19 protein-coding genes and 1 riboswitch are annotated in these 20,141 nt (G+C 50.6%); of the genes, 10 read left to right on the top strand and 9 right to left on the bottom strand.

Translation table 11 applies throughout. The features are described from left to right. Nucleotides 1-48: 48 nt before the first annotated feature. Nucleotides 49-624: a pilus assembly protein PilP gene (locus tag BM091_RS07940; protein ID WP_093394819.1), complete on the top strand. Its 576-nt coding sequence runs from the start codon at nucleotides 49-51 to the stop codon at nucleotides 622-624. A gap of 9 nt (nucleotides 625-633) precedes the next feature. Here the strand turns inward: BM091_RS07940 and lspA are convergent, their stop codons facing one another. The 7 genes from lspA to BM091_RS07905 all read right to left on the bottom strand — a co-directional run bounded on the left by lspA (nucleotide 634) and on the right by BM091_RS07905 (nucleotide 10,779). Continuing rightward, nucleotides 634-1,140 carry a signal peptidase II gene (lspA, locus tag BM091_RS07935; protein WP_093394817.1) on the bottom strand — a complete coding sequence of 169 codons (507 nt, stop codon included), beginning with the start codon at nucleotides 1,138-1,140 and terminating at the stop codon, nucleotides 634-636. A 37-nt stretch (nucleotides 1,141-1,177) separates the two neighbouring features. Further along, complete coding sequence (locus tag BM091_RS07930; RefSeq protein WP_093394816.1) at nucleotides 1,178-2,305, bottom strand: cysteine desulfurase family protein; 1,128 nt, start codon at nucleotides 2,303-2,305, stop codon at nucleotides 1,178-1,180. Nucleotides 2,306-2,315: 10 nt separating this feature from the next. Beyond that, entirely contained in the window at nucleotides 2,316-3,797 is a 1,482-nt protein-coding gene (locus BM091_RS07925) for a cation:proton antiporter (RefSeq protein WP_093394814.1), read from the bottom strand. A gap of 92 nt (nucleotides 3,798-3,889) precedes the next feature. Continuing rightward, nucleotides 3,890-3,960, bottom strand: a riboswitch (Fluoride riboswitch). Nucleotides 3,961-4,012: 52 nt separating this feature from the next. Next, complete coding sequence (locus BM091_RS07920; protein ID WP_093394813.1) at nucleotides 4,013-4,882, bottom strand: UbiA-like polyprenyltransferase; 870 nt, start codon at nucleotides 4,880-4,882, stop codon at nucleotides 4,013-4,015. A 189-nt stretch (nucleotides 4,883-5,071) separates the two neighbouring features. Continuing rightward, on the bottom strand, nucleotides 5,072-6,454 hold the full coding sequence (locus BM091_RS07915; RefSeq protein WP_093394811.1) for a sigma-54-dependent transcriptional regulator: 1,383 nt from the start codon (nucleotides 6,452-6,454) through the stop codon (nucleotides 5,072-5,074). Continuing rightward, nucleotides 6,429-7,670, bottom strand: a complete 1,242-nt coding sequence (locus BM091_RS07910; protein ID WP_177193583.1) for a geranylgeranyl reductase family protein — start codon at nucleotides 7,668-7,670, stop codon at nucleotides 6,429-6,431. Before BM091_RS07910 ends, BM091_RS07915 begins: the two co-directional genes overlap by 26 nt. Before the next feature lie 4 nt (nucleotides 7,671-7,674). Further along, the gene (locus tag BM091_RS07905) at nucleotides 7,675-10,779 is read right to left on the bottom strand and encodes an ATP-binding protein (protein ID WP_093394808.1); all 3,105 of its coding nucleotides are present in this window, start codon (nucleotides 10,777-10,779) and stop codon (nucleotides 7,675-7,677) included. Nucleotides 10,780-11,037: 258 nt separating this feature from the next. Here BM091_RS07905 and BM091_RS07900 point away from each other — a divergent pair, with 258 nt between their 5' ends. The 5 genes from BM091_RS07900 (at nucleotide 11,038) to BM091_RS07880 (ending at nucleotide 16,215) form a co-directional block, all read left to right on the top strand. Continuing rightward, nucleotides 11,038-11,487, top strand: a complete 450-nt coding sequence (locus BM091_RS07900; RefSeq protein WP_177193582.1) for a Crp/Fnr family transcriptional regulator — start codon at nucleotides 11,038-11,040, stop codon at nucleotides 11,485-11,487. Then, nucleotides 11,475-11,981, top strand: a complete 507-nt coding sequence (locus tag BM091_RS07895; protein WP_093394805.1) for an OadG family protein — start codon at nucleotides 11,475-11,477, stop codon at nucleotides 11,979-11,981. Before BM091_RS07900 ends, BM091_RS07895 begins: the two co-directional genes overlap by 13 nt. Before the next feature lie 4 nt (nucleotides 11,982-11,985). Next, nucleotides 11,986-13,110, top strand: a complete 1,125-nt coding sequence (locus BM091_RS07890; RefSeq protein ID WP_093394803.1) for a sodium ion-translocating decarboxylase subunit beta — start codon at nucleotides 11,986-11,988, stop codon at nucleotides 13,108-13,110. A gap of 71 nt (nucleotides 13,111-13,181) precedes the next feature. Further along, a complete protein-coding gene (locus BM091_RS07885) occupies nucleotides 13,182-14,177 on the top strand; it encodes a TAXI family TRAP transporter solute-binding subunit (RefSeq protein ID WP_093394801.1) in 996 nt (331 codons plus the stop codon). A 94-nt stretch (nucleotides 14,178-14,271) separates the two neighbouring features. Continuing rightward, nucleotides 14,272-16,215: a TRAP transporter permease gene (locus tag BM091_RS07880; protein ID WP_093394800.1), complete on the top strand. Its 1,944-nt coding sequence runs from the start codon at nucleotides 14,272-14,274 to the stop codon at nucleotides 16,213-16,215. Here BM091_RS07880 and BM091_RS07875 read toward each other — a convergent pair. Next, a complete protein-coding gene (locus BM091_RS07875; protein ID WP_093394799.1) occupies nucleotides 16,197-17,039 on the bottom strand; it encodes a hypothetical protein in 843 nt (280 codons plus the stop codon). The genes BM091_RS07880 and BM091_RS07875 overlap by 19 nt on opposite strands. A gap of 35 nt (nucleotides 17,040-17,074) precedes the next feature. Between BM091_RS07875 and BM091_RS07870 the strand changes: the two genes are divergently transcribed. Genes BM091_RS07870 through BM091_RS07855 form a run of 4 tightly spaced genes read left to right on the top strand, consistent with a single transcriptional unit; the run spans nucleotide 17,075 to nucleotide 19,381 of the window. Then, nucleotides 17,075-17,974: a damage-control phosphatase ARMT1 family protein gene (locus BM091_RS07870; RefSeq protein ID WP_093394797.1), complete on the top strand. Its 900-nt coding sequence runs from the start codon at nucleotides 17,075-17,077 to the stop codon at nucleotides 17,972-17,974. 1 nt (nucleotide 17,975) lies between these two features. Continuing rightward, nucleotides 17,976-18,374, top strand: coding sequence for a hypothetical protein (locus BM091_RS07865; RefSeq protein WP_093394796.1), 399 nt, complete (start codon nucleotides 17,976-17,978; stop codon nucleotides 18,372-18,374). A 24-nt stretch (nucleotides 18,375-18,398) separates the two neighbouring features. Beyond that, entirely contained in the window at nucleotides 18,399-18,992 is a 594-nt protein-coding gene (locus tag BM091_RS07860; RefSeq protein WP_093394794.1) for a 2-oxoacid:acceptor oxidoreductase family protein, read from the top strand. A gap of 26 nt (nucleotides 18,993-19,018) precedes the next feature. Next, entirely contained in the window at nucleotides 19,019-19,381 is a 363-nt protein-coding gene (locus tag BM091_RS07855) for a 4Fe-4S binding protein (RefSeq protein ID WP_093394793.1), read from the top strand. Here BM091_RS07855 and BM091_RS07850 read toward each other — a convergent pair. Then, a complete protein-coding gene (locus BM091_RS07850) occupies nucleotides 19,345-20,082 on the bottom strand; it encodes a methyltransferase domain-containing protein (protein WP_177193581.1) in 738 nt (245 codons plus the stop codon). The genes BM091_RS07855 and BM091_RS07850 overlap by 37 nt on opposite strands. Nucleotides 20,083-20,141 lie beyond the last annotated feature (59 nt).

The raw sequence follows: 20,141 nt of genomic DNA, 5'->3' as shown, positions 1-20,141 counted from the left end.
CTGTAAAGCAAGGTCACGGTAATAACGGCAAACTCACAGGGGGCAACAATGAAGAAAATCGCCAGCATTGTGACCCTTTTATTTGTGGTTTTTATCCTGGGGGCGCCTTTGTATGCATGGACGGTTCAGGGACAGGAGGAATCCCCGTCAAAGGAGGTCAAGGCTCAGAGCCCTGAAGACAGAGCTCTGGATAATCGTAAGGAATTTATAGCATTTCTTCTCAGGCCCGATTTCAGATATGGGCCTCTTGCATCACTGCCCGATCCTTTCAAACCCTTTGTGAAGTCGCCTGAAGAAGAGGCCATGGAGCGGGCTGCCCTGGAAGAAGTGCTCCCACCGGAACCCCTTGTGCTAACACCTCTTCAGAAAATGGACATAAGCGAAATACAGCGGGGTTTTAAAGGTGTACTCTGGGGTCCGATGGGACGACGAGCTATTATAGAGGACTCCACCGGAAAAGGTTATCTCGTTACCGTTGGTACACCCGTAGGGAATCAGGATGGGGTGGTATCGGCCATATTCAGGGATCGTATCGTCATAAAACAGAAGGTCTGGGACCGCCAGCTCAAGGACTTTGTCTGGGAAGAGGTCGTAGTACCGTTGCCGAAGAAGACGAGTTCTTAAGAGAGGTTTTTACCCGGGCCTTCCGGGAGTTCTGATAGTTGCTATTATCAGAAATATTGCGCCGACGGTGATAGCACCGTCGGCGAGGTTGAAAGCCGGCCAGTGGAGGTCTCCTATATAGAAGTCCAGAAAGTCCGTTACCATTCCTCTGGTAATCCGGTCGTACAGATTACCCAGAGCCCCCCCAAGGATTAGCCCGTAGGGAATAAGAAGACCGCGACCGGGATTGTCCCCGGAGCGGGCAACTACGGTGTTAAGTACGACAACGGCAATAAGAGCAATTAAAATTAAAATCAGGCGTGTCAGTAACGTTGGGTTATCAGCAAGGATGCTGAAGGCAACACCGGGATTTTCCACATGTACGAGGTTAAAAAATCCGGGAATAACGGGGCTGGCCGAACCGACCGGAAGAGTCTCCCGAACGAGACGTTTGCTCAGTTGATCCAGCATCAGAACGAATAATCCCGTGATCCAGAAGATCAAAAGCTTTCCCCTTTTAGAGCTCCCTATCGACATCGGAACCGTCGACTCCTTTTAGATAGGTCAGCCTGAATCATTTCTTGACGACCTTTATGATCTGCTCGGCAGCCTGGTCGATTTCATCCTCAGTCGTGAACCGCCCAAGGGATATCCTGACCGTGCCTTTCGCTACGTCTTCCGGCGCCTGTATTGCCTGAAGAACGTGTGAGATTCTAACATCTCGGGAATGACATGCCGCACCTGCAGAAATGGCAACCTTATCGGCAAGGCCGTTTACGATATCATAGGCAAGCCTTCCGGGAAAACCCACACTGAGTGTGTTGGGAAGCCGGGGAGCATTCCGTCCGTGGATGACCGCATCGGGAAGGGCCTCAAGTATCCGCTCTTCAAGTCGATTTCTCAGTTTCTCCAGCCTTTTTATCTCCTCCGCAAGCATACGCCCCGCAATATCGGCCGCTTCCCCCAGTCCAACGATGTAAGGGACGTTTTCAGTTCCTGGCCTTACCCCCCGCTCCTGACCTGCTCCGAACATGAGCTTTCCGAAAGAAGCGCCGTTTTTGCAGTACAATGCCCCTATACCTTTAGGAGCGTAGAGCTTGTGTCCGGCAATGGTCATAAAGTCAACGCCCAGAAGATCGGTTCCCACGGGGATTTTCCCGGCACTCTGGGCAGCATCCGTGTGGAGTAAAATGCCCCGCTCCCTGGTTATTTTAGAAATCTTCCCAAGGGGCTGAATCGTACCAATTTCGTTGTTTGCGTGCATTACGCTGACAAGAACGGTATCGGGCCTTATGGCCCGGCGAAGATCGTCCGGATCGACCAAGCCGTTTTTGTCCACAGGCACAAAGGATACGTCGAAACCTCTACACATGAGCTCTATACAGGGCTCAAGAACGGAAGGATGTTCGATTTTGGCGGTCACTATGTGTCGTCCTTTATTCATCAGAGCCTGAGCAACGCCGAAAAGAACCGTGTTATTGGATTCGGTGCCGCCGCTGGTGAATATTACTTCATCGGGGCTGCACTGCAGGAGACAGGCCATCTGTTTTCGAGCCTTCTCAACAGCCCGACGTGCCTCAAGGCCGTAGGCATGACCGCTTGAAGGATTTCCGAAATGTTCTTTAAAAAAGGGTAGCATTGCTTCAAGAACCTGAGGGTCCACCGGAGTAGTTGCGTTGTAGTCAAGATAAATGGGCCTCATGGCTTATCTCCTACCAGTCATACAGAATATCCCAGTATGCGTTAAAAGGAGGAGAATTTCGAGTATACCTCCAGTCCATGGTCTTCCCCGTTCCGGGGCCTTTGGCAGAGTCTTCCCTCCAGAACCTGAGGTAAATGGCCGGCTCAAGCCTGACCTCACCCAAATTGGGATCCTCCACTCTCTGCCAGATTTCTCTTTCTTCTATTACCTTCCAAACCGTATTGAATTTTTTACTTCTAACTCTTTCTCCGACTCTTGGAAGACCGAGTTTTTCCCTGAGCTCCCTGAAACGATATACCGCCGCTTCATCACCGTAGTCCAGAATTCTTTCTCCCAGTATCATTATCCCAATAGCACCCAAGGGGGCCGTGAGTAAAATCGAAAGTACCGCAACCGCAAGGATGACGTCACCGGAGGCGACCCCGGCTTCAAGGGGCACCGCACCGATGGCGGCCTGAACAGTTGCCTTGGGAATGTAGGCAACCACGCAGAAAAGGCGCTCCCGTGGGTCGAGATCTGTCCCGAGAAGGCTCAAATAGGTCCCTACACTCCTAAACAAAAGCCCGACTAAGATCACCGCCGTTCCTGCAAGCCCCGCCTTCCAGGCGACATGGATGTTTACCTGCGACCCTACCAGGACGAAGAGCAGAATTTCGGCAAAAACCCATAGTTTCTTGAGCTTTTGCGAAATCATGTGGGCAATGAGTTCGGCCTTGTCCAGGATGATGAAGCCTATGGCCATTACCCCCAGAAGGCTTGCTACGTGGACACCGTGCTTTCCCGCGACATCTTCAAGCCAGGTCAGGAGAATTGCCATACCCATGACCACAATGGTCCTCTTGGGAGGACGCCAGTCGTATTTAACAAACAACCTGTACAGCAGGTATCCGGGTATCAGACCAGAAAGGATGCCAAGAACGATGGAAACGGGTATATTCAGTAAGCTTGCGAAAATACTTACCGAATGCTGAGTATACATGCCCAGTAGAATGGTAAAGATCACAATGACGAAGACGTCATCTATGGAGGAAGCTGCAAGAACCAGAGTGGGTATTCCTTTTTTGGCTCCTCGCCCCCGGTCCATAAAATCGATCATAAGGGGCACGACCACGGCTGGTGAAACTGCGCCGAGTATTGAACCCAGAATTGCCGCTTCCAAATAGGATATTCCCAGCCAGTGAGGCGCAACCAGCGTGACGCCTGCAATTTCGAAAAGTGCAGGCACGGCGGACATAAGCAATGCCGGTCGCCCCACCCGGAGCAAGGTATCTCGGTGGAGTTCAAACCCCGCCCTGAGAAGAATGACAATAAGGGCTATCTTTCTGAAATCGGCCGAGACATGCATCATCTCGGGACGCATAATCCCGAAAACATAAGGCCCAACGAGAATGCCGACTATCAGCATTCCAACGAGACCCGGCAGTTTCAGTTTTCGGAAAAGGTAATCGGCCATAAGACCCAGTATGACGATAACTGCCAGACTGAAAGCCATAACGACCTCCTGCAAAAAGAAACCCCCGTCCGGCTTACGCCAAACGGGGGTTGTTCATTGAACTTCACCGGGCCGACACTCCTACCCCCTCTGGCAGAGTAGAAGTCATCAGCCCGACTTTCATCGACGGGCGATTCGGGCAGACTTCATTGCCCTCACCTTGTCAATGAACGATTTTTCACAAAGTCCTTATTACCTTAAAGGGCAATAAGGTGTCAAGATCCTGAAACCACCCGGTCGATCAGGATGGAAAGTAATAGCGAGACGGAGATTACGGAGTTTACATGAAAGAAAGCCACAGGCACTCTTGAAAGGTCAGAAGGGCTTACAAGGCGGTGTTCAACGATCAAAAGACATCCGATAAATGCAACTCCCGCATAGTACGTAAAGCCCAGAGAAAAAAGCGCACCCGTTACGAGAAGCGCTCCAAAGGTCACGGTGTGAAGGAGAGATGAAATCCAGAGTGCTTTATCCACGCCGGATGTGGCGGGAAGAGAAAAAATTCCCGTTCGTCTGTCAAATTCTACATCCATACAGGCATAGAGTATGTCGAAACCGGCTATGTAGGTCATCAGGGCTATTGAAAGGGGCACTATCTTCCAGGAAAAATCTCCCGTAACGGCAATCCAGGCACCCATCGGCGCCAATCCTATGGCACACCCGAGCCAGAGGTGACACCATCGGGTAAACCTCTTTGCATAGGAATAGGAAAGCAAAAAGACTAGCACGGGGAAGGCAAGGTAAAAGCACAGCGGGTTTATCATGCGAGCACTCAGGACAAAAGCAATTCCGGAAATGGCAATAAAAGTTATCAGGGCTTTAGCCGAAATTTCACCCGTGACGGAAGGTCGGCCTGAAGTTCTGGGATTCATTCGGTCGTAAACCCTATCGGCCCATCTGTTAAAGCCCATGGCAGCAGATCGGGCACTTATCATGGCCAAAATTATCCACAGGAGTTTGCCTTTCGTAACGGGGACCTGTCTGTGCGCCAGGATTACAGAGGAAAGTGCAAAGGGCAGAGCAAAGATCGTGTGACTGAACTTTATCAGCCTTCCGTAGGTGTAGATAACCTTCAACCAGTTCATATTTATCCCCGTTCAAAACAGCGCCGTCTCACCAAGTTTCGGCAAAAATCCACGGGTCATTCAAATATTCCGTCGCAAGCATACCAACGGGCATCATGTACATCGCAACGACTGCCCGGCTCCTCATTCGAGATTCGATCAGACCGGGAAAACTCTTTTACGACTTCACCGGGCTCTTTCCCGGAGCCTTTAGTTTAAGGTTATGCCGTATTTGTCAAGTTTGTAACGCAGGGTTCCCCGGGGAATGCCCAGGAGTCTTGCGGCAAGCGAAATGTTCCCCCCTGCCCTCTTAACGGCCTCACTGATAAGAGATGCTGCCACCTGATCCAGAATATCGTCTAACCTGAGACCTTCTTCGGGAAAGGGGATATTAATGACGGCCGCCTGAAGGTCATCTTTGACCCTGCTTGGCAAAAGTTCTGCCGGAAGGTGATCCTTCCTCAGCGTATCGGAGTTATGCATAATGCAGATTCTTTCCATCGTGTTTTTAAGCTCTCTTACGTTCCCCGGCCACGAATAACCCGTTAGCAGTTCCTCGGCATCGGAGCCTATTTTCTGGAAATCTTTGCCGAACTTTCTTGCATAATGTTTCATAAAGAATTCCGCCAGCGCCATAATGTCTTCCGGCCTTTCCCGAAGCGGGGGAATAACGATGGGGAAGACGTTCAACCGGTAAAAAAGGTCCTCCCGGAACCTCCCGTCTCTGACTGCCTTCTGAAGATCCTTGTTGGTTGCGGCTATAATTCGCACGTCCACGTCGTACAGACGCGTACTTCCAAGGCGTCTTACCTTTTTCTCTTCCAGAACCCGAAGAAGTTTTGCCTGAACGTTCAGGTCCATTTCTGCCACTTCATCGAGAAACAGAGTTCCCCCAGAAGCAGCTTCAAACAGACCGGCCCGTTTCTGAACGGCGCCCGTAAAGGCACCTTTTTCGTGACCAAATATCTCACTTTCCAGAAGGCTTCCCGGGAAAGCAGCACAGTTTACCGCCATAAAGGGCTTATTCTTTCTCGGGCTCATGGCGTGAATATACCGCGCTATCACCTCTTTGCCGGTACCGCTTTCTCCCATGATCAAAACCGTGGTATCGCCGTGACGGGCAACCTCTCTGGCCTGACCAAGGACCCTGGAAAAGGTTTCACTTCTGTAAACTATCTCGTCGTGAAATCTGGATTTGTGTTCTCTCAGGTAGTTAACTTCTTTTCTCAAACCCTGAGCTTCAAGAGCCAGCCTGACTATAAGCTTTATAACATCCGCCTTGAAGGGCTTTTTTATGTAGTCATAGGCACCGAGCTTTATTGCCTGAACGGCAGACTCAACGGAGGCATAACCCGTTATGATTATGACGAAAATCTCAGGGTCCATCTCTTTGATGGTTCTCAAAACGTCCAGCCCGTTCATGTCGGGCAGTCTGAGATCCAGCAGAACAAGATCAGGAGATTCCTTCTCTACAAGCTTAAGAGCGCTTTGCCCGTCGAAGGCAAGCTGAGTGCGGTAATTCTCCTCTTCGAGAATTCTCTGAAGATTTTCACATATGAAAGGCTCGTCATCGACTATCAAAACGTGAGCCATAGTCACCGGATCCCGTAATGCTTTTCAAGTATCTCATGGGAAAAAGCCCAATTGCCTTCAAGTAGTTAAAGGGCCAGAAAAGCAACCACCTGTAGGAACGAAAACCCGAAAGCACATCCGCTATAATGGCGGCAATTTCCTGACCGTAGAGTGAAAAACATCCGTCACGCAATTTCGGAACATGGTAAACTATTCGGGCCAGAAAACTCGATAAAGCATATTCCCGAAAAAGCCTGCGCTTTATAGCCTGCCTGTAAACCTTAAATACCTCCTCCCTATTTCCATCGCCCTCAATGATGGCGTTAGCAGCTTCCATGCCACTTATAACGGCACCGCTGATCCCTTCCGCCATGATCGGATCGGTCCATCCCAGCGCATCCCCGGCAAAGAGTACCCCTCCCGGGTCGGCCGGTTCTTTTCTGGGGGATACGGGTATGGGCGATCCCTTCACGCCTCTGACCAGCGTCACATCCAGGCCCAACCATCGGACATACCTGCGGAAGAGAGCCCGCAGGGATTTACCTCTGTCGCCGAATCGACCGTAATACACAACCCCCACACAATAGGTATCCCTTCTCGGAAACACCCAGCCGTATCCGTTTGGAATTACGCCAAAATCAAAACGCGGAGAAGGAGCCAGATCTTCCAGCACCGGAACCTCTTCCTTTCTTACGCTACCCTCAAGGGCGGGTATTAAAATCCGGCCATCCGGGGTTCCCAGAAGACGCCCTACAGGGCTCACCGCACCGTCGGAAGCGATAACGTAACGGGTCAAAAATCTTCTTCCGCCTGCCGTTACCTCGATTAAACTTTTCTTTCCCGCATCTCTCTTTATCCTTACATCTCTGCACCCGGTCCTGTTCAGGAAAACTGCCCCCTTTTGCCTCGCCGTGGTCAGCATTGCGTAATCGAAGTGGTAACGATCCACCGTGGATATAAGGGGATAATTTTTTGTGACCACGAAAGTTTTCTTCAGGGATGCAAAGTGAAGGAGGGCACTCCTGTGCTGTGCTTCAACGCATTGTTCTGCAACCTCCGCGGGCACCCCTTTGAGGGCCCTCCAGACAAGGCCGCCCCCACAGGCCTTGCGTCGAGGAAAGGATTTCCGATCAAGAAGGAGAACTTCCAACCCCTTTTCGGCCAGAACCCTTGCCGCCGTAGATCCGGCAGGTCCTGCCCCCACGATGACAACATCATAAACTCTCGAGCTCTTCACCGTATCATCCCGCCTTTCCGTCAACGGGTAAATCAACAGTAAACATTGTTCCCTCTCCGGGTCTGCTGTTTACGCCAATCCAGCCTCCGTGTTCGACTATTATGCTGTGCACGATAGAAAGTCCGAGGCCCGTTCCGGAAAAATGTCTGGTAAAAAAGGGATCGAAAATAAAAGGCAGATCTTCCGGCTGGATGCCCATTCCGGTATCGGCCACAGAGATCCTCACACATTCCCTGCCGGTAACCGTCTCAAAGGGCTTAACGGTTTTAAGCGCAATCGTAAGCCTTCCACCATTCGGCATTGCCTGTAAAGCATTCAGGGTCAGATTCAGAAGAGCCTGCTGAATTCTGTTGGGATCCATCACGACCTCCGGAAGACTGTCAGGGACGGAAACGGTTAAATCGATTTTCTGCTGTTTGCAATGCTTTCTGATAAAGAAAACAAGCCTATCAATAACAGGACGAAGATCGGCCTTCACAGGGCGATTTCTCCCTTTCTGAGCCGCGAATTGAACCAGGTTATCAACCAGCTCCTCTAATCTATCGAGTTCATGAAGTGCCTTTCGTACGAGGGCTGCCGAATCACGGGTCGAAGGGTTGGACTCGAGATGGTCATGAATGTCATCGAGCAAAAGAGAAAGTCCTGTGAGAGGGTTGCGTATTTCGTGAGCAATGCCTGCGGCAAGCGTCCCCAGGCTCACAAGCCTATTTGACCTCTGAATGTGTTCTTCAAGCTTTTTTCTCTCGGTCACATCCCTTAAGAACATGAGAATGATGTCCGAGTCCACATCTCTGCAAATTCTCGAAAATTGCACATCAAGATATCGCTCTACTCCGTTCCCATCTTCGTGCATTTCAATTTCAAAGGATTGTTTGTCGGTATTACACAAAAGGAATCTCTGTATCCTGCGGCATAGTGCTTCGTGGTTCGATAAAACCTCATTGTAGTGCCTGCCCACGACGTCTTCGGCCTTCATGCGGAACAGGTCTGCAGCCCGATCGTTTACGGACGTTATAATCCCTTCCGTATCCATGGTGATAAGGCCGTGAATCATCTGGGTAAAAACGGCCCGGATGAAGTTCCTCTCCTCCAGGATTTTTCCGTAAAGGGTTGACCTTTCAATTGCCCGCGATGCAACACCGGCAAGGATTTCCAGGGATTCAATATCCTGCTCCGTTATAATCCTTCCGCTCCTGGCATTGTCCGCCCCGAGGACACCTATACCCTTTCCCTCTGCAATGAGCGGAGTAAAAACGTAGTGATTGATTCCCGCAATGCTCGCTATCTTTTTGTCCAGCTCCGTAGCCATCGGGTCTGAATTAACACCGCCGATGTAAAGGGTCCTGGACTCCCTGAAGACCCTTACAGGAGTACAGTCGTGCACCCCGACCCTGTACACCCCTCGCCTGGCCAGGGTTTCTTCGTGGTGAGAAAAACCGACCGTTCCGAAACATTTCAGGCTATCGGTTTCCGCATCGTAGAGGTACAGAATGGATCGATCAAACCCAATGCCCTGAACCACGGTTTCGAGAACCTTCTGCAAAACGAGCTGCGGATCAAGGGTGGCGCCGAGGTACTGGCTCAATTCGTTAATGCGCTTTAAAATCGTTACCTGTCGCTCCAGTCTCCGGCTGTAGCGACTGATTTCCCTTCTTGACTTTGCAAGCTCATCGAGGGTCTCACGAAGCTCCCTGTGATGTCTGGCTATTTCAGAGGTCATCTCCAGGAATCTTTCCCAGAGGATCTCCGTCTCATCTCCCGTTTTCATTGGTTCTTTCCGGAGGGGAGGTTCCCCTCTGGCCAGCCTCCTGACCTCATCGGTCAGGCGAACCAGAGGCAGTGTGAGACGCCGTGAAAGGATCAATGCACCGATGATGGCCGACACAACGGCAAAAAGAAGCACAACGATCTGGTTTTTCTTCATAACGCCAACAATAAGCTCGATCTGTCTGCCCGTCTTTTCCGCAGGTTCGTTGAACTTCTCCGTGCGTATGCCTATCGTTATGCCGCCAAAAATGCCGTGCTTCCTGTAAGGGCCCCGATTGTAAAAAATCGGCGCATAAGCCATCACTCTCGGGATCCCTCCAACATTAAAAGTATTGGTAACACCCGACCTGCCCTTTCGTACCTGTTCCGCAATGAAAGCGTAATTGGGATGAATGAAATGCACGTGGTCGAGATTGAAAGGCGCCAGACCCGTCCGAACCATTCGTTCATAGTCCGGGGAGGTGGGATCAAAGAAGCTTCCGTCGGGTTTTATCCCCCTTATGTCCCAGAACTTGGGATGGGTAATTATCCATCCTTCATCGTCGAACATGAAGGCATAATTACCGCTGTTGTAGCTCGGAAAGACGACAAACCGTTCCTCCGTAGGAAGAACGTGCTGAGTGAATTCCATGAGGTGCTGATGATCCAGTGAGAGAACCACCACACCCTGAAGATGACCGTCATCGCCCCTTATGGGAGAAGCAAACCTTACCACACCTTCGTACTTCTTTCCTTCGATGGCTTCCTCAACGGAAGAAACTCCCATGAGCTGTTCATCCCTCGTAACATACCATCCGGTAACATGAGACACGTAGATTTCACCCGCAGGTAGTTCTGCGGCTTCGACGAAATAGGTTTCCACTCCATACTCGGTATTTGCCGGATCTCTTACATTCCTGAGCTCATCAAAGGGTACAACCTGATCATTGCGAATCTTTATGACCTCATTGCCCTGCGGATCAATGAAAGCCACCTCCCTGTACAACGGTATCGAAAGGTGAACCTCCTTAAAATTCTCATTGGTTCCGACACGGGTCCAGACAATTCCTCTCTTATTCAGAGAAAACTGTCTGTAAACCTCGGGATCTCTCGGCAGAAGCTCAAGGGTGTGCAGGTCGGCTTCACAGGCTCTCAAAAACTCAGACACCCGGTTTGCTAGCTCAATAGCCCTTAACTCCAGGGATTCCCTGATCTTGATCTCCAGCTCTCTCGAGCTGCTAACGGCAGCCTGCTCCCCTATCTTGCGTATGGAGTGAACCGTAAAAATACCCAGAATAATAAGCGGCACCAGCGAAACAACAAGGCAAAAGGAAATCAGTTTCCTGGTAATCGTCCACTTCATGGCCGATTTTCACCACCTGATTGGCGAATTTTCGCCACTTAAAGTCTTTTTCTCGCCGTTATATATATCGAAACCCGAAAATAAATGCACTTGCATTGACCTCTTTGCCGGCTTTCAGAATAACCGGAAGGGGATCTCTTTCATAGTTTAGAATCGTCTTCTCGGGCTGTTTTTTTTTTAGTGCGGCACGGAAATTGTTATGGTAAACACTGCCCATCGGTCAGGCTATCGGTCATGGAAGTCGGAAGAGGGTCAAGAATGATAAGTGTAAACACTCTGAAAAAGTGCAGGTTCTTCAGAGAATTCGAAGATTCGGAGCTCCTGAAGCTGGCCAGGCTCGCAATCCCGTCCCAGTGGAATGAGGGGGAGGTCATCTTCAGAGCAAAATCACCGGCTCAGTATCTCTATACTCTGAAAAAAGGCGCCGTTCTGCTTGCTTATCCTAATCGGCGGAGTCTGATTGTTGATACTCCGGGGGAAGCAATTGGATGGTCAACACTGGTGAGTCCTTTTCATTATACCGCAACGGCCATATGCCTGACCGATGTGGATTTGATAGCCTTCTCACGAAATGATCTTTTTGATCTTATCAGAATGGATGCTCAATTGGGCCATAAGATTGTTCAAAAAGTCATTTCCATAATGCACGCAAGGCGAGCCTACCATAGGGCAGGCACCCTTGAAGGAGATGCACAATGTACGGCCTGAAGGCTATTCAGGAGGCTCACGGCTGGACCATAACTTTTCTGGGGGTTTCGGTTGTATTCAGTGCACTGGCTTTTCTGTCTCTTTTTGTTGCAAATCTGAGCAGAATCCTGAACTTTCTGGACGTCGCAAAACGCAGCATTCTTGAACGACTGAAAAGCAAGCCGGAGGTTCTTCAGGAAGCCCCGGCCCCACAGGGTAACGGGCATCGCGAGGTCAGGATATGGCTTTCTCCTCATGACCATGAAATGATGCGCTATTTTGAACTCATAACTCAAAAGCTGGGTGAACCCTTTTCTCTTGAAGAAGTTCTGGAAAAGGCCCAGGATCGCGGTATCCCACGGCCTCATTCGGCTCTTTATAACCTGATTAAAAAAGGCGTAATAGTTGAGTGCCGGGACAAAGCTATGGGTTACTATTGCTGGAAGAGGGGTATTGATATTGCCGTATCTTCTGATGATAAATCTCCGGAACGAGAAGTAGCGGCGGAGGATTAATCCTATGGAGCTTGTTCTCGATTTCCTTTCCAACACCGGATTTGCCCTGGCGGATTACCGTCATCTAATCATGATTGCCGTGGGTTGTGTTTTCATTTATCTGGGCATTGCCAAGCATTACGAACCACTTCTACTCGTTCCCATCGGATTTGGTATCCTCATGGGAAATGTTCCCGTTTTTAAGGGCTTCGGACTGGGCATCTACGAACGGGGAAGCGTTTTGAATTACTTATATTTCGGGGTTCGTCAGGGAATCTATCCCCCTCTGATTTTCCTGGGCATAGGCGCAATGACGGATTTTTCTTATATGCTTGCTCAGCCCAGGCTTATTCTTCTGGGAGCGGCTGCTCAGATAGGCATTTTTATAACTTTTCTGTGTGCCCTGGCACTGGGTTTTCCGGCAAACGAAGCTGCTTCCATCGGAATTATCGGTGGAGCCGATGGTCCCACGGCCATATTCCTTTCCGCCAAGCTTGCTCCTGAGCTTGTGGGCCCCATCGCAATAGCGGCTTACTCTTATATGGCTCTGGTCCCCGTTATTCAACCTCCCATAATGAAGCTTCTCACCACAAGAGAGGAACGGCTTATCCGCATGCCCGATCCCCGTCCCGTCAGTAAACGAGAACGCATCATCTTTCCCGTTGTGGGTTTTCTTATGTGCTGTTTTCTTGCCCCTGCGGCTCTTCCCCTTCTCGGGATGCTCTTTTTCGGAAACCTCCTGAAGGAGTGTCTGGTTGCGGACAGGCTTGCTCAGACCGCACGCACTGCACTGATTGACATAGTAACAATTCTGCTTGGAATCACCGTTGGTGCTTCAACTCAGGCCGATGTGTTCCTCACGAAAAAATCGGTCGGGATCTTTTTTCTGGGAGCAGCTTCGTTTATGATTGCAACGGCCGGAGGAATCATATTCGCAAAGATTATGAACATCTTTTGCAAAACCAAAATCAATCCGCTTCTTGGAGCTGCAGGTGTTTCTGCCGTGCCTGATTCTGCAAGAGTGGTACAGCTCATCGGAAATCGGGAAGATCCCGGTAATTATCTCCTCATGCACGCAATGGCGCCGAATATAGCCGGAGTGATCGGATCGGCCGTTGCAGCCGGTGTGTTGTGGTCTTTTATGATGTGAGATGTAAGGTGTGAGATGTGAGGTGTGAGGTGTGAGGCCGGATGTGTAACCTTTAAAAAGGAGGTCTACAGATGAGAAGATTCGGCAGGCTTGCTATGTCTCTGGCCTTAATCGGGATGCTTGCTCTGGGAATTGGGACCACCGTATTTGCCGCAAAAGCCTTTCTTGCGTTCGGAGGAGGTCCCGTTGGAGGAACCTTTAACTACTTTGCCAACGCCATAGCAATCTACCTCACCAAGAACGTTCCCGATGTGGAGGTTTCAAGTGAGGGTTCAGGGGGCTCGGCCGAGAACCTCAAAAGATTGCACCGCCACGACATTGATTTCGGTATTGTGTACGCAGGTGACCTTTATCTGGGGCGCATGGGCAAATTACCGAAAGACCCCACCAAGTACACCAATGTACGAGCCGTTGCCTACCTCTACGGTGCTCCTGCACAGCTTGTCGTATTGAAAAACAGCAACATCACCTCGGCAAAACAGCTCGTTGGAAAGAAAGTCGCCGTGGGTAATGCCGGTTCCGGAGCTGCTCTTTCGGCAGAACGATTTTTCCGCACTTTAGGTATATGGGACAAGATTGAGCCTCAGTTTCTGGGTTATTCGGCAGCCGCTGCGGCTTTTAAAGACCGCAAGATCGACGCCTTCTGGGTTCTTGTCGGCTATCCCAATGCCTCTATTATTGAAGCGAGCACACAGGATGAAATCCGCCTCATCAACGTTTACAACGACGCCGTTGAAGCCGGTTTCTTTGATAAGTATCCCTTCTATTCCAAGGTCGTAATTCCCAAGGGGACGTACAGAGGACAGGACGAAGATGTCGTCACCTTCCAGGACAGCGCCTACTGGTCCGCCAACAAGGATGTCGATCCGGAGATTGTTTATCAGGCACTGGCCGCAATTTTCTCTCCCCAGGGACTGGAGCACATGAGGAAAGCCCATAAAGCGGCAAACGAAATGAGCATTGAAAACGGCGTTACGGGCCTCTCCATACCCTTACACAAAGGCGCATACAAATTCTGGAGTGAAAAAGGCCTTCAGATTCCGGACCAGTACAAGCCGATAGATTAATTAAGATACCGGGCGGGCGAAGGGTTGCCCGCCTTTTTCAGGAAAAATTCTATTCGGTTGGCAATTCCCACGAACAAGGAAGGAAAATCGAGCCATGACGGAAGACGCTCAGATTCAGAAAGACGAAACCCTGAAGAAGCTCCTGGAAAAGGAAGAAAAAACGGGTCGAAAGCTCACGGGTGTATGGCACTATATCATCGCCGTAATGAGCGTGTTTATGGTTTGCTTCTATTTCTATTCTGCGGGAATTAAGCCCGTAGCCGTGCAGTACAACCGGGGGCTTTACGTACTTCTGACCTATGTTATGGTTTTCCTCGTGTATCCTTTCTCCAAACGGTCACCCACAGGCCGCCCCTCTGTCTTCGACATTATTCTTGCCCTTTTGTCCATTTTTGCGACGGGTTACTGGATCAAAGAATTTGAAGCATTGAACTACAGGATAGGAAGCGAGACAAAGCTTGACATCTACATAAGTATTCTCGGACTGCTTCTTTCGCTGGAAGTGTCGAGGCGTGTTCTGGGCTGGGCCATGACAATTATGGGATTTCTTGCGGCGGCATACTGTTACTTTGGGCCCTGGATGCCCGGCCCCTTTGCCCACAGGCAATTCAGCATAGAAAGAACTGCAGTGCATCTTTTCTTAACGCAGGACGGCGTTTTCGGCGTAATGGCAAACGTTCTGGTCACTTACGTGATTCTTTTTATTTTCTTCGGGGCATTCCTGAAAAAGTCGGGAGCCGGTCAGTTCTTCCTCGATTTTCCCATGTCAATCGCCGGAAAGACCACCGGTGGGCCAGCTAAGGTCGCCTGTATGGCATCGACATTTTTCGGCTCCATCTCGGGCAGCGCAATAGCCAATACTGTTTCGACGGGAACCTTTACAATCCCGCTTATGAAAAAAGCGGGGTTTCGGCCTCACGTTGCGGGAGCCATAGAGCCTTCCGCATCAATCGTCGGGATGTTCATGCCGCCGATTATGGGAGCCGGCGGTTTTCTCATGGCAGAACTCACCAGAACTCCCTACGTTGAAATAATGAAGATGGCCGTCGGGCCCGCCCTGTTATATTTTCTCTCCGTATTCGTTATGGTCCATTTCGAAGCCAAAAAGCACGGAATAGTCGGCCTTAAGGAAGACCTCCCGAACTGGAAGGAAATCCTCAGAAAAGAGTGGTACATGTCGCTCCCTCTGATTGTGATTGTTGTCCTTATGCTTCTGGGATTTTCTCCGGGACTCTCCGCCTTCTGGGCATCCATTACCTGCATCGTCATAAGCTGGTTCAGGCCCGATACGCGTATGGGAATTCGGGAAATCTACGAAGCCATGCTCGAAGGGGCGCGCAACACCCTCGTCATAGGTGCAACGGTCGGCGTTATAGGCATGATCGTCGGATCCATAGCCTTGACCGGAGTAGGTCTAAAGTTTTCCGACATTATCATATCCCTGTCTCAGGGTAATCTAACCGTTGCCATACTTCTCATAGGTCTTGCCTCCCTTGTGCTTGGAATGGGAGTTCCCGTCACGGCGGCTTACCTCATCACGGCCGTTCTGGCAGTTCCGGCACTGGACAAGATGGGTGTGAACCCCATTGCCGCACACATGATCGTGTACTGGTTCAGCCAGGATTCGAACATAACTCCACCGGTGTGCGTTGCGGCTTATGCCGGTGCCGCCATAGCGGGATCGGATCCGTGGAAAACCGGCTGGACCTGTTTCAAGTTTGCCAAGTTCCTTTACATAGGCCCTTTCCTCTTCGCATACGTTCCGGGCATACTTCTTCAGGGGTCCTGGCACGAAATTGTTATGGCCTACCTTTCGGCAACTATCGGAACCATTGCCTTTGGAGCCCTGACGATGGGCTATCTGATCAGAAAAACCACAATTATTGAATGGATCTTTTTCGCCGTGGGAACCTTTCTCTGCTACCATCCTCACCTGATAACCGATCTGACGGGAATCGGTCTCATAGGGCTCGTTTACCTGTCCCAGAAGTACAGAGAAAGAAAGGAAAGGCTGGCATCTCAGGCCGTAAAACCATGAGATCCCGCCTTGCGCCTGCCATACCCCCGGGCAAAGTCATCGACGATGCGGGAGATTAATCCTTCCGCATCGTCGATATCTCTTCCCGAACCGAACTTCGAGCCGTAAGCCACAAAGAGCCCGTCGAAGTTCGATACCTTTCTGTGATACCTTCCGTAGGGAATCCTCACCTCTCGATACTCATCACCTTTAAAAATGTACTTACCCAGACGGGCTACCCCTTGCATGCGATAAGGCCAGTCAAGCTTGTACTGCCACAACCGTAAAAGGATTGACGAAAGCTCCGGGGACTCCGCCACCAGAAAAACATCGAGCGCCTCGCCTGCTGCATCGGAAAGAATCCGGAAAACAGCCTTCACGAGGTCTATATCCGTTATGATAAGACCGTACAAATACCAGTCCCGGATCGTTGTCACAACCAGGCGCTGTTCCTGCAACGAAAGGTAATAGTAAGACAGGCAGAAATGGTCGCGGCAGAGATTCTGTCCGTAGAAGGAATAATGCCTGAGATCCTCCCCGCCGAGACGCTCCGGATGGATAAGACATCCCACCCTGCGACAATGCTCGTCCAGAAAACCCACGAATTCACAGTTAAAAATACTTTGAAACAATTTCCCTTCGCCGTTATCCTGTACCCGATATCGCAGGGAATGGGATTTTATAACGTCATCTTTTCCGGGGGTCAGGTTCTGGAGTGCACGACGGTTTCTTTGTAATCTCAAAGCAACATGATCGCGGCCGTTGGAAAGAAAGTTGTATATGCCGCAGCAGGCGGCACAGGATTTGGTCTCATCGGGCTGACAGAGATGAATCGGAAAATTCACAGGTCACCTCCTGATAGATTAACGGGAAAACTCAGATGCAATTGAAAGCACCTCTGTCGTCAACATGTCAAGCCTGCCTGGAAAGGCTCATAGATCTGACGGTGACACTTGCCACGACGGACGGTGAACTTCGAGAACGTGCCCGCCGGCAGGCTCTCCTTATAGTGGAAAAACTTAAGAACGGTCCGGGTATAACACCTGCCTACATTGCCAGCAGGTTTCACCCGATTATAAAAGCCATCTGTCGCAACGAAGACCCCTTCAGGGAACGCAAGATCGAAGAAATCAGGACTGCCGAAACCATTGCGGCAAGAGCTTTAAAAGCCATGGGGAATAGATTAGAAAACGCACCGGAAAAAGAAACCTTTTCAAGTCTTCTGACCTTCTCTCTTATAGGAAACGGCCTGGACTTTTTCCGAAATCCGGAAGAACTGGAAAATCTGGTCACCGCCGGTCCTAACATATCGATAAACGAAGGAGATGTAATCTACTCCCGGCTTTCCAATCCCGGTGCCACAGTCCTCTTTCTTGGCGACAATGCAGGCGAAGTATTCTTTGACCTGCCCTTCCTGAAGTTTCTTGGTGAAATCGGCCACAAAGTGTTTTTTGCCGTAAAAGGTGCGCCCGTTCAGAATGATCTTTGCTGGCAGGATCTTGAAAATATCTCCGTGGACTGGGGCAATGTCGTGGTAGTGAGTACGGGTTGTGGCACGGTGGGTCTTGAGCTTGAGCACGCATCGGGGTATTTTCGGGAACTCTACGACGGAGCCGACGTCATAATGGGTAAAGGAATGGGTCATTACGAAACATTGGGAGACACACGGGACGAGCGGGTTTTTTTACTCTTTCAGGCAAAGTGTTTGCCCGTTGCAACGAGCTCCGGAGTGACCCTCAATTCTTTCGTAATAATGCAACCTGCCTGCAGGAGGACATAAAGTGGCGGATCTGAAAAAAGACATGCACGAAAGGCTTTTAAGATGTGCGGAAAACATCCCGTCCTATTTTCGCCGGAGTGATACCATAAGGAGAACCCTTCAGTGTGAGCTCTACTTTTTTATGCGGGAGGCGGGGTACGGAGCTGTGGCCGATTACTACCCGCCGAGGATTTCCGATCGACCCGTTGACCTCATCGTTTACGACCCTTCGGATCCCAAAAAGATCCTCTGGGCACTGTGCATAGACGAGCTGATTACCCTCCATGCCGTCCGGAGTCTTACATCCTTTGATGCAGAAAACAGAATAATTTTCACCACTCACCCCCTGGAAAAAAAGGTTAACGAAAGCACCTTTTTTCTGAAACCCGGCGTTGAACATGTGCACTTACGGATAAAGTGAAGGAAAGGAGGCTTGCGGCGAACGATGAAAAGAAGCCGAATTGAAGTGAGATGGCACGGCCGTGGCGGGCACGGAGCCGTAACCGGCGCAATGATCCTTGCCGAAGCGGCATTTATCGAGGGCTATCGAGGCGTAACTGCGGCACCCTTTTTCGGCGCCGAGCGCCGTGGAGCTCCCGTCATAGCAACAAACCGCTTCGGGCCTCGCCCCATAAGAACCTTTTCTCTCGTTACCGAGCCCGATGTGGTTATCGTGCTGGACGAAACCCTGATGGATATCGTGGATGTTTCCGCAGGGCTTAAACCCGACGGAATCATAATAATAAACACGGTCAGACCCCCGGAAGATTTCACCCTGTCAGAAAGGTTTAACGTTGCAACCTGTGATGCCTTTCACTGTGCCATCGAAGCAGGACTAGTCGTGTCCGGAACGGTTCTTTTCAACACCACCATTCTCGGCGGGTTTTCCCGTGCAACGGGCCTGATTTCTATGAAAAGCATAGAAAAAGCCCTGGGAAACAACTTCTCGGGCGAAGCCCTTGAGAAAAATATTGAAGGAGCCCGCAGGGCCTACGAAAATACCAGGTACCTGAAACCCTGCACCCTTGAGTGCGCCTGAAAAGAGGGAAAAGAGAGGGTAAGGCTATGAAGAAGGAGTATCGAATTGAAAGCGATCCCTACATCTTTGCTCATGGCGAACTCTGTGAAGGAGAAGCCGGGAAGACCGGTGGGTGGCGCAGCTACCGCCCCGTTATCGACCACTCCAGGTGCACTCCCAGCAAAAACCAGAAGCCCTCGTGCTTTCTCTGCTGGCTTTACTGCCCGGAGGGCGTGGTCAGCCGGACCATACCGGTAGTGATAAACTACGACTACTGCAAGGGCTGTGGAATTTGCGCGGAAGAATGCCCTACCAGAGCCATTGAGATGGTTGACGAATCGGCCTTCAGGCGGCAGGAGGACGGCAGAGAAAATCAGGAGACCCTTTCCGCCGCAAATACTCCCCGATAAAAGGCATCGTCAATTGCCTCTTTATCAAGCCCTCTGCAGGGGCCGAACCCCGACGACCGAAGCAACTCAAAGAACTCTTCTTCCGTCAGGGCCCCTGCAATGCACCACGCCCAGGCATCCGGCTCCGTTTTCACGTAGTCCGGGAGAGAGGTCGAAACGAATATGTCGGCAATAACAAGGCGTCCGCCTTTCTTGATAACCCGCCGTAATTCTTCAAGAAGGAGTTTCTTGTCCGGGAATACATTAAAGACACCGTTCATCAACACGACATCGAAGGTTTCGTGCGTGAAGGGAAGTTTCAGGGCATCGGCACACACCCATAACAGTGTGAAATCATCAGGGAGTTCTCTCAGGGAAGCTACCCATCTGCAGGCTCTTTCAAGCACCTCGGAAACTACATCAACGTTCACGACGACGTACCCGACTTCGGCCTTCAGTTCTTCCGTGGCCTCAAACATTAGAGCACAGGCATCGAGGCCGATACCGCATCCCAGATTGAGGACAAAATCCCCCGGTTCAAAGAGACCCTTTCTCACCGGGTTCCCACAGGGGTGTATGTAATCCCAGGGAAAATCATGGTCCGTCAGCCAATCCAGAAGCTCCAGGGAATACCCAAGCCTGCGGGCAAGGACACTGCCGGAGCAAACCTTTACGGTGGGGTTAATTTTCCCCCTGTAGAGCTCACGGTAATAACTCTTCACATGCTCAACTACTTTGCGACTATTCTTTTCAAGCATAGGGTGTAATAATAAAAAACAGG

The organism is Thermodesulforhabdus norvegica (assembly GCF_900114975.1).
Taxonomy (GTDB): domain Bacteria; phylum Desulfobacterota; class Syntrophobacteria; order Syntrophobacterales; family Thermodesulforhabdaceae; genus Thermodesulforhabdus; species Thermodesulforhabdus norvegica.
Note: the sequence above shows the minus strand (reverse complement) of the source record. Positions and strands in the feature narration are given on the sequence as shown.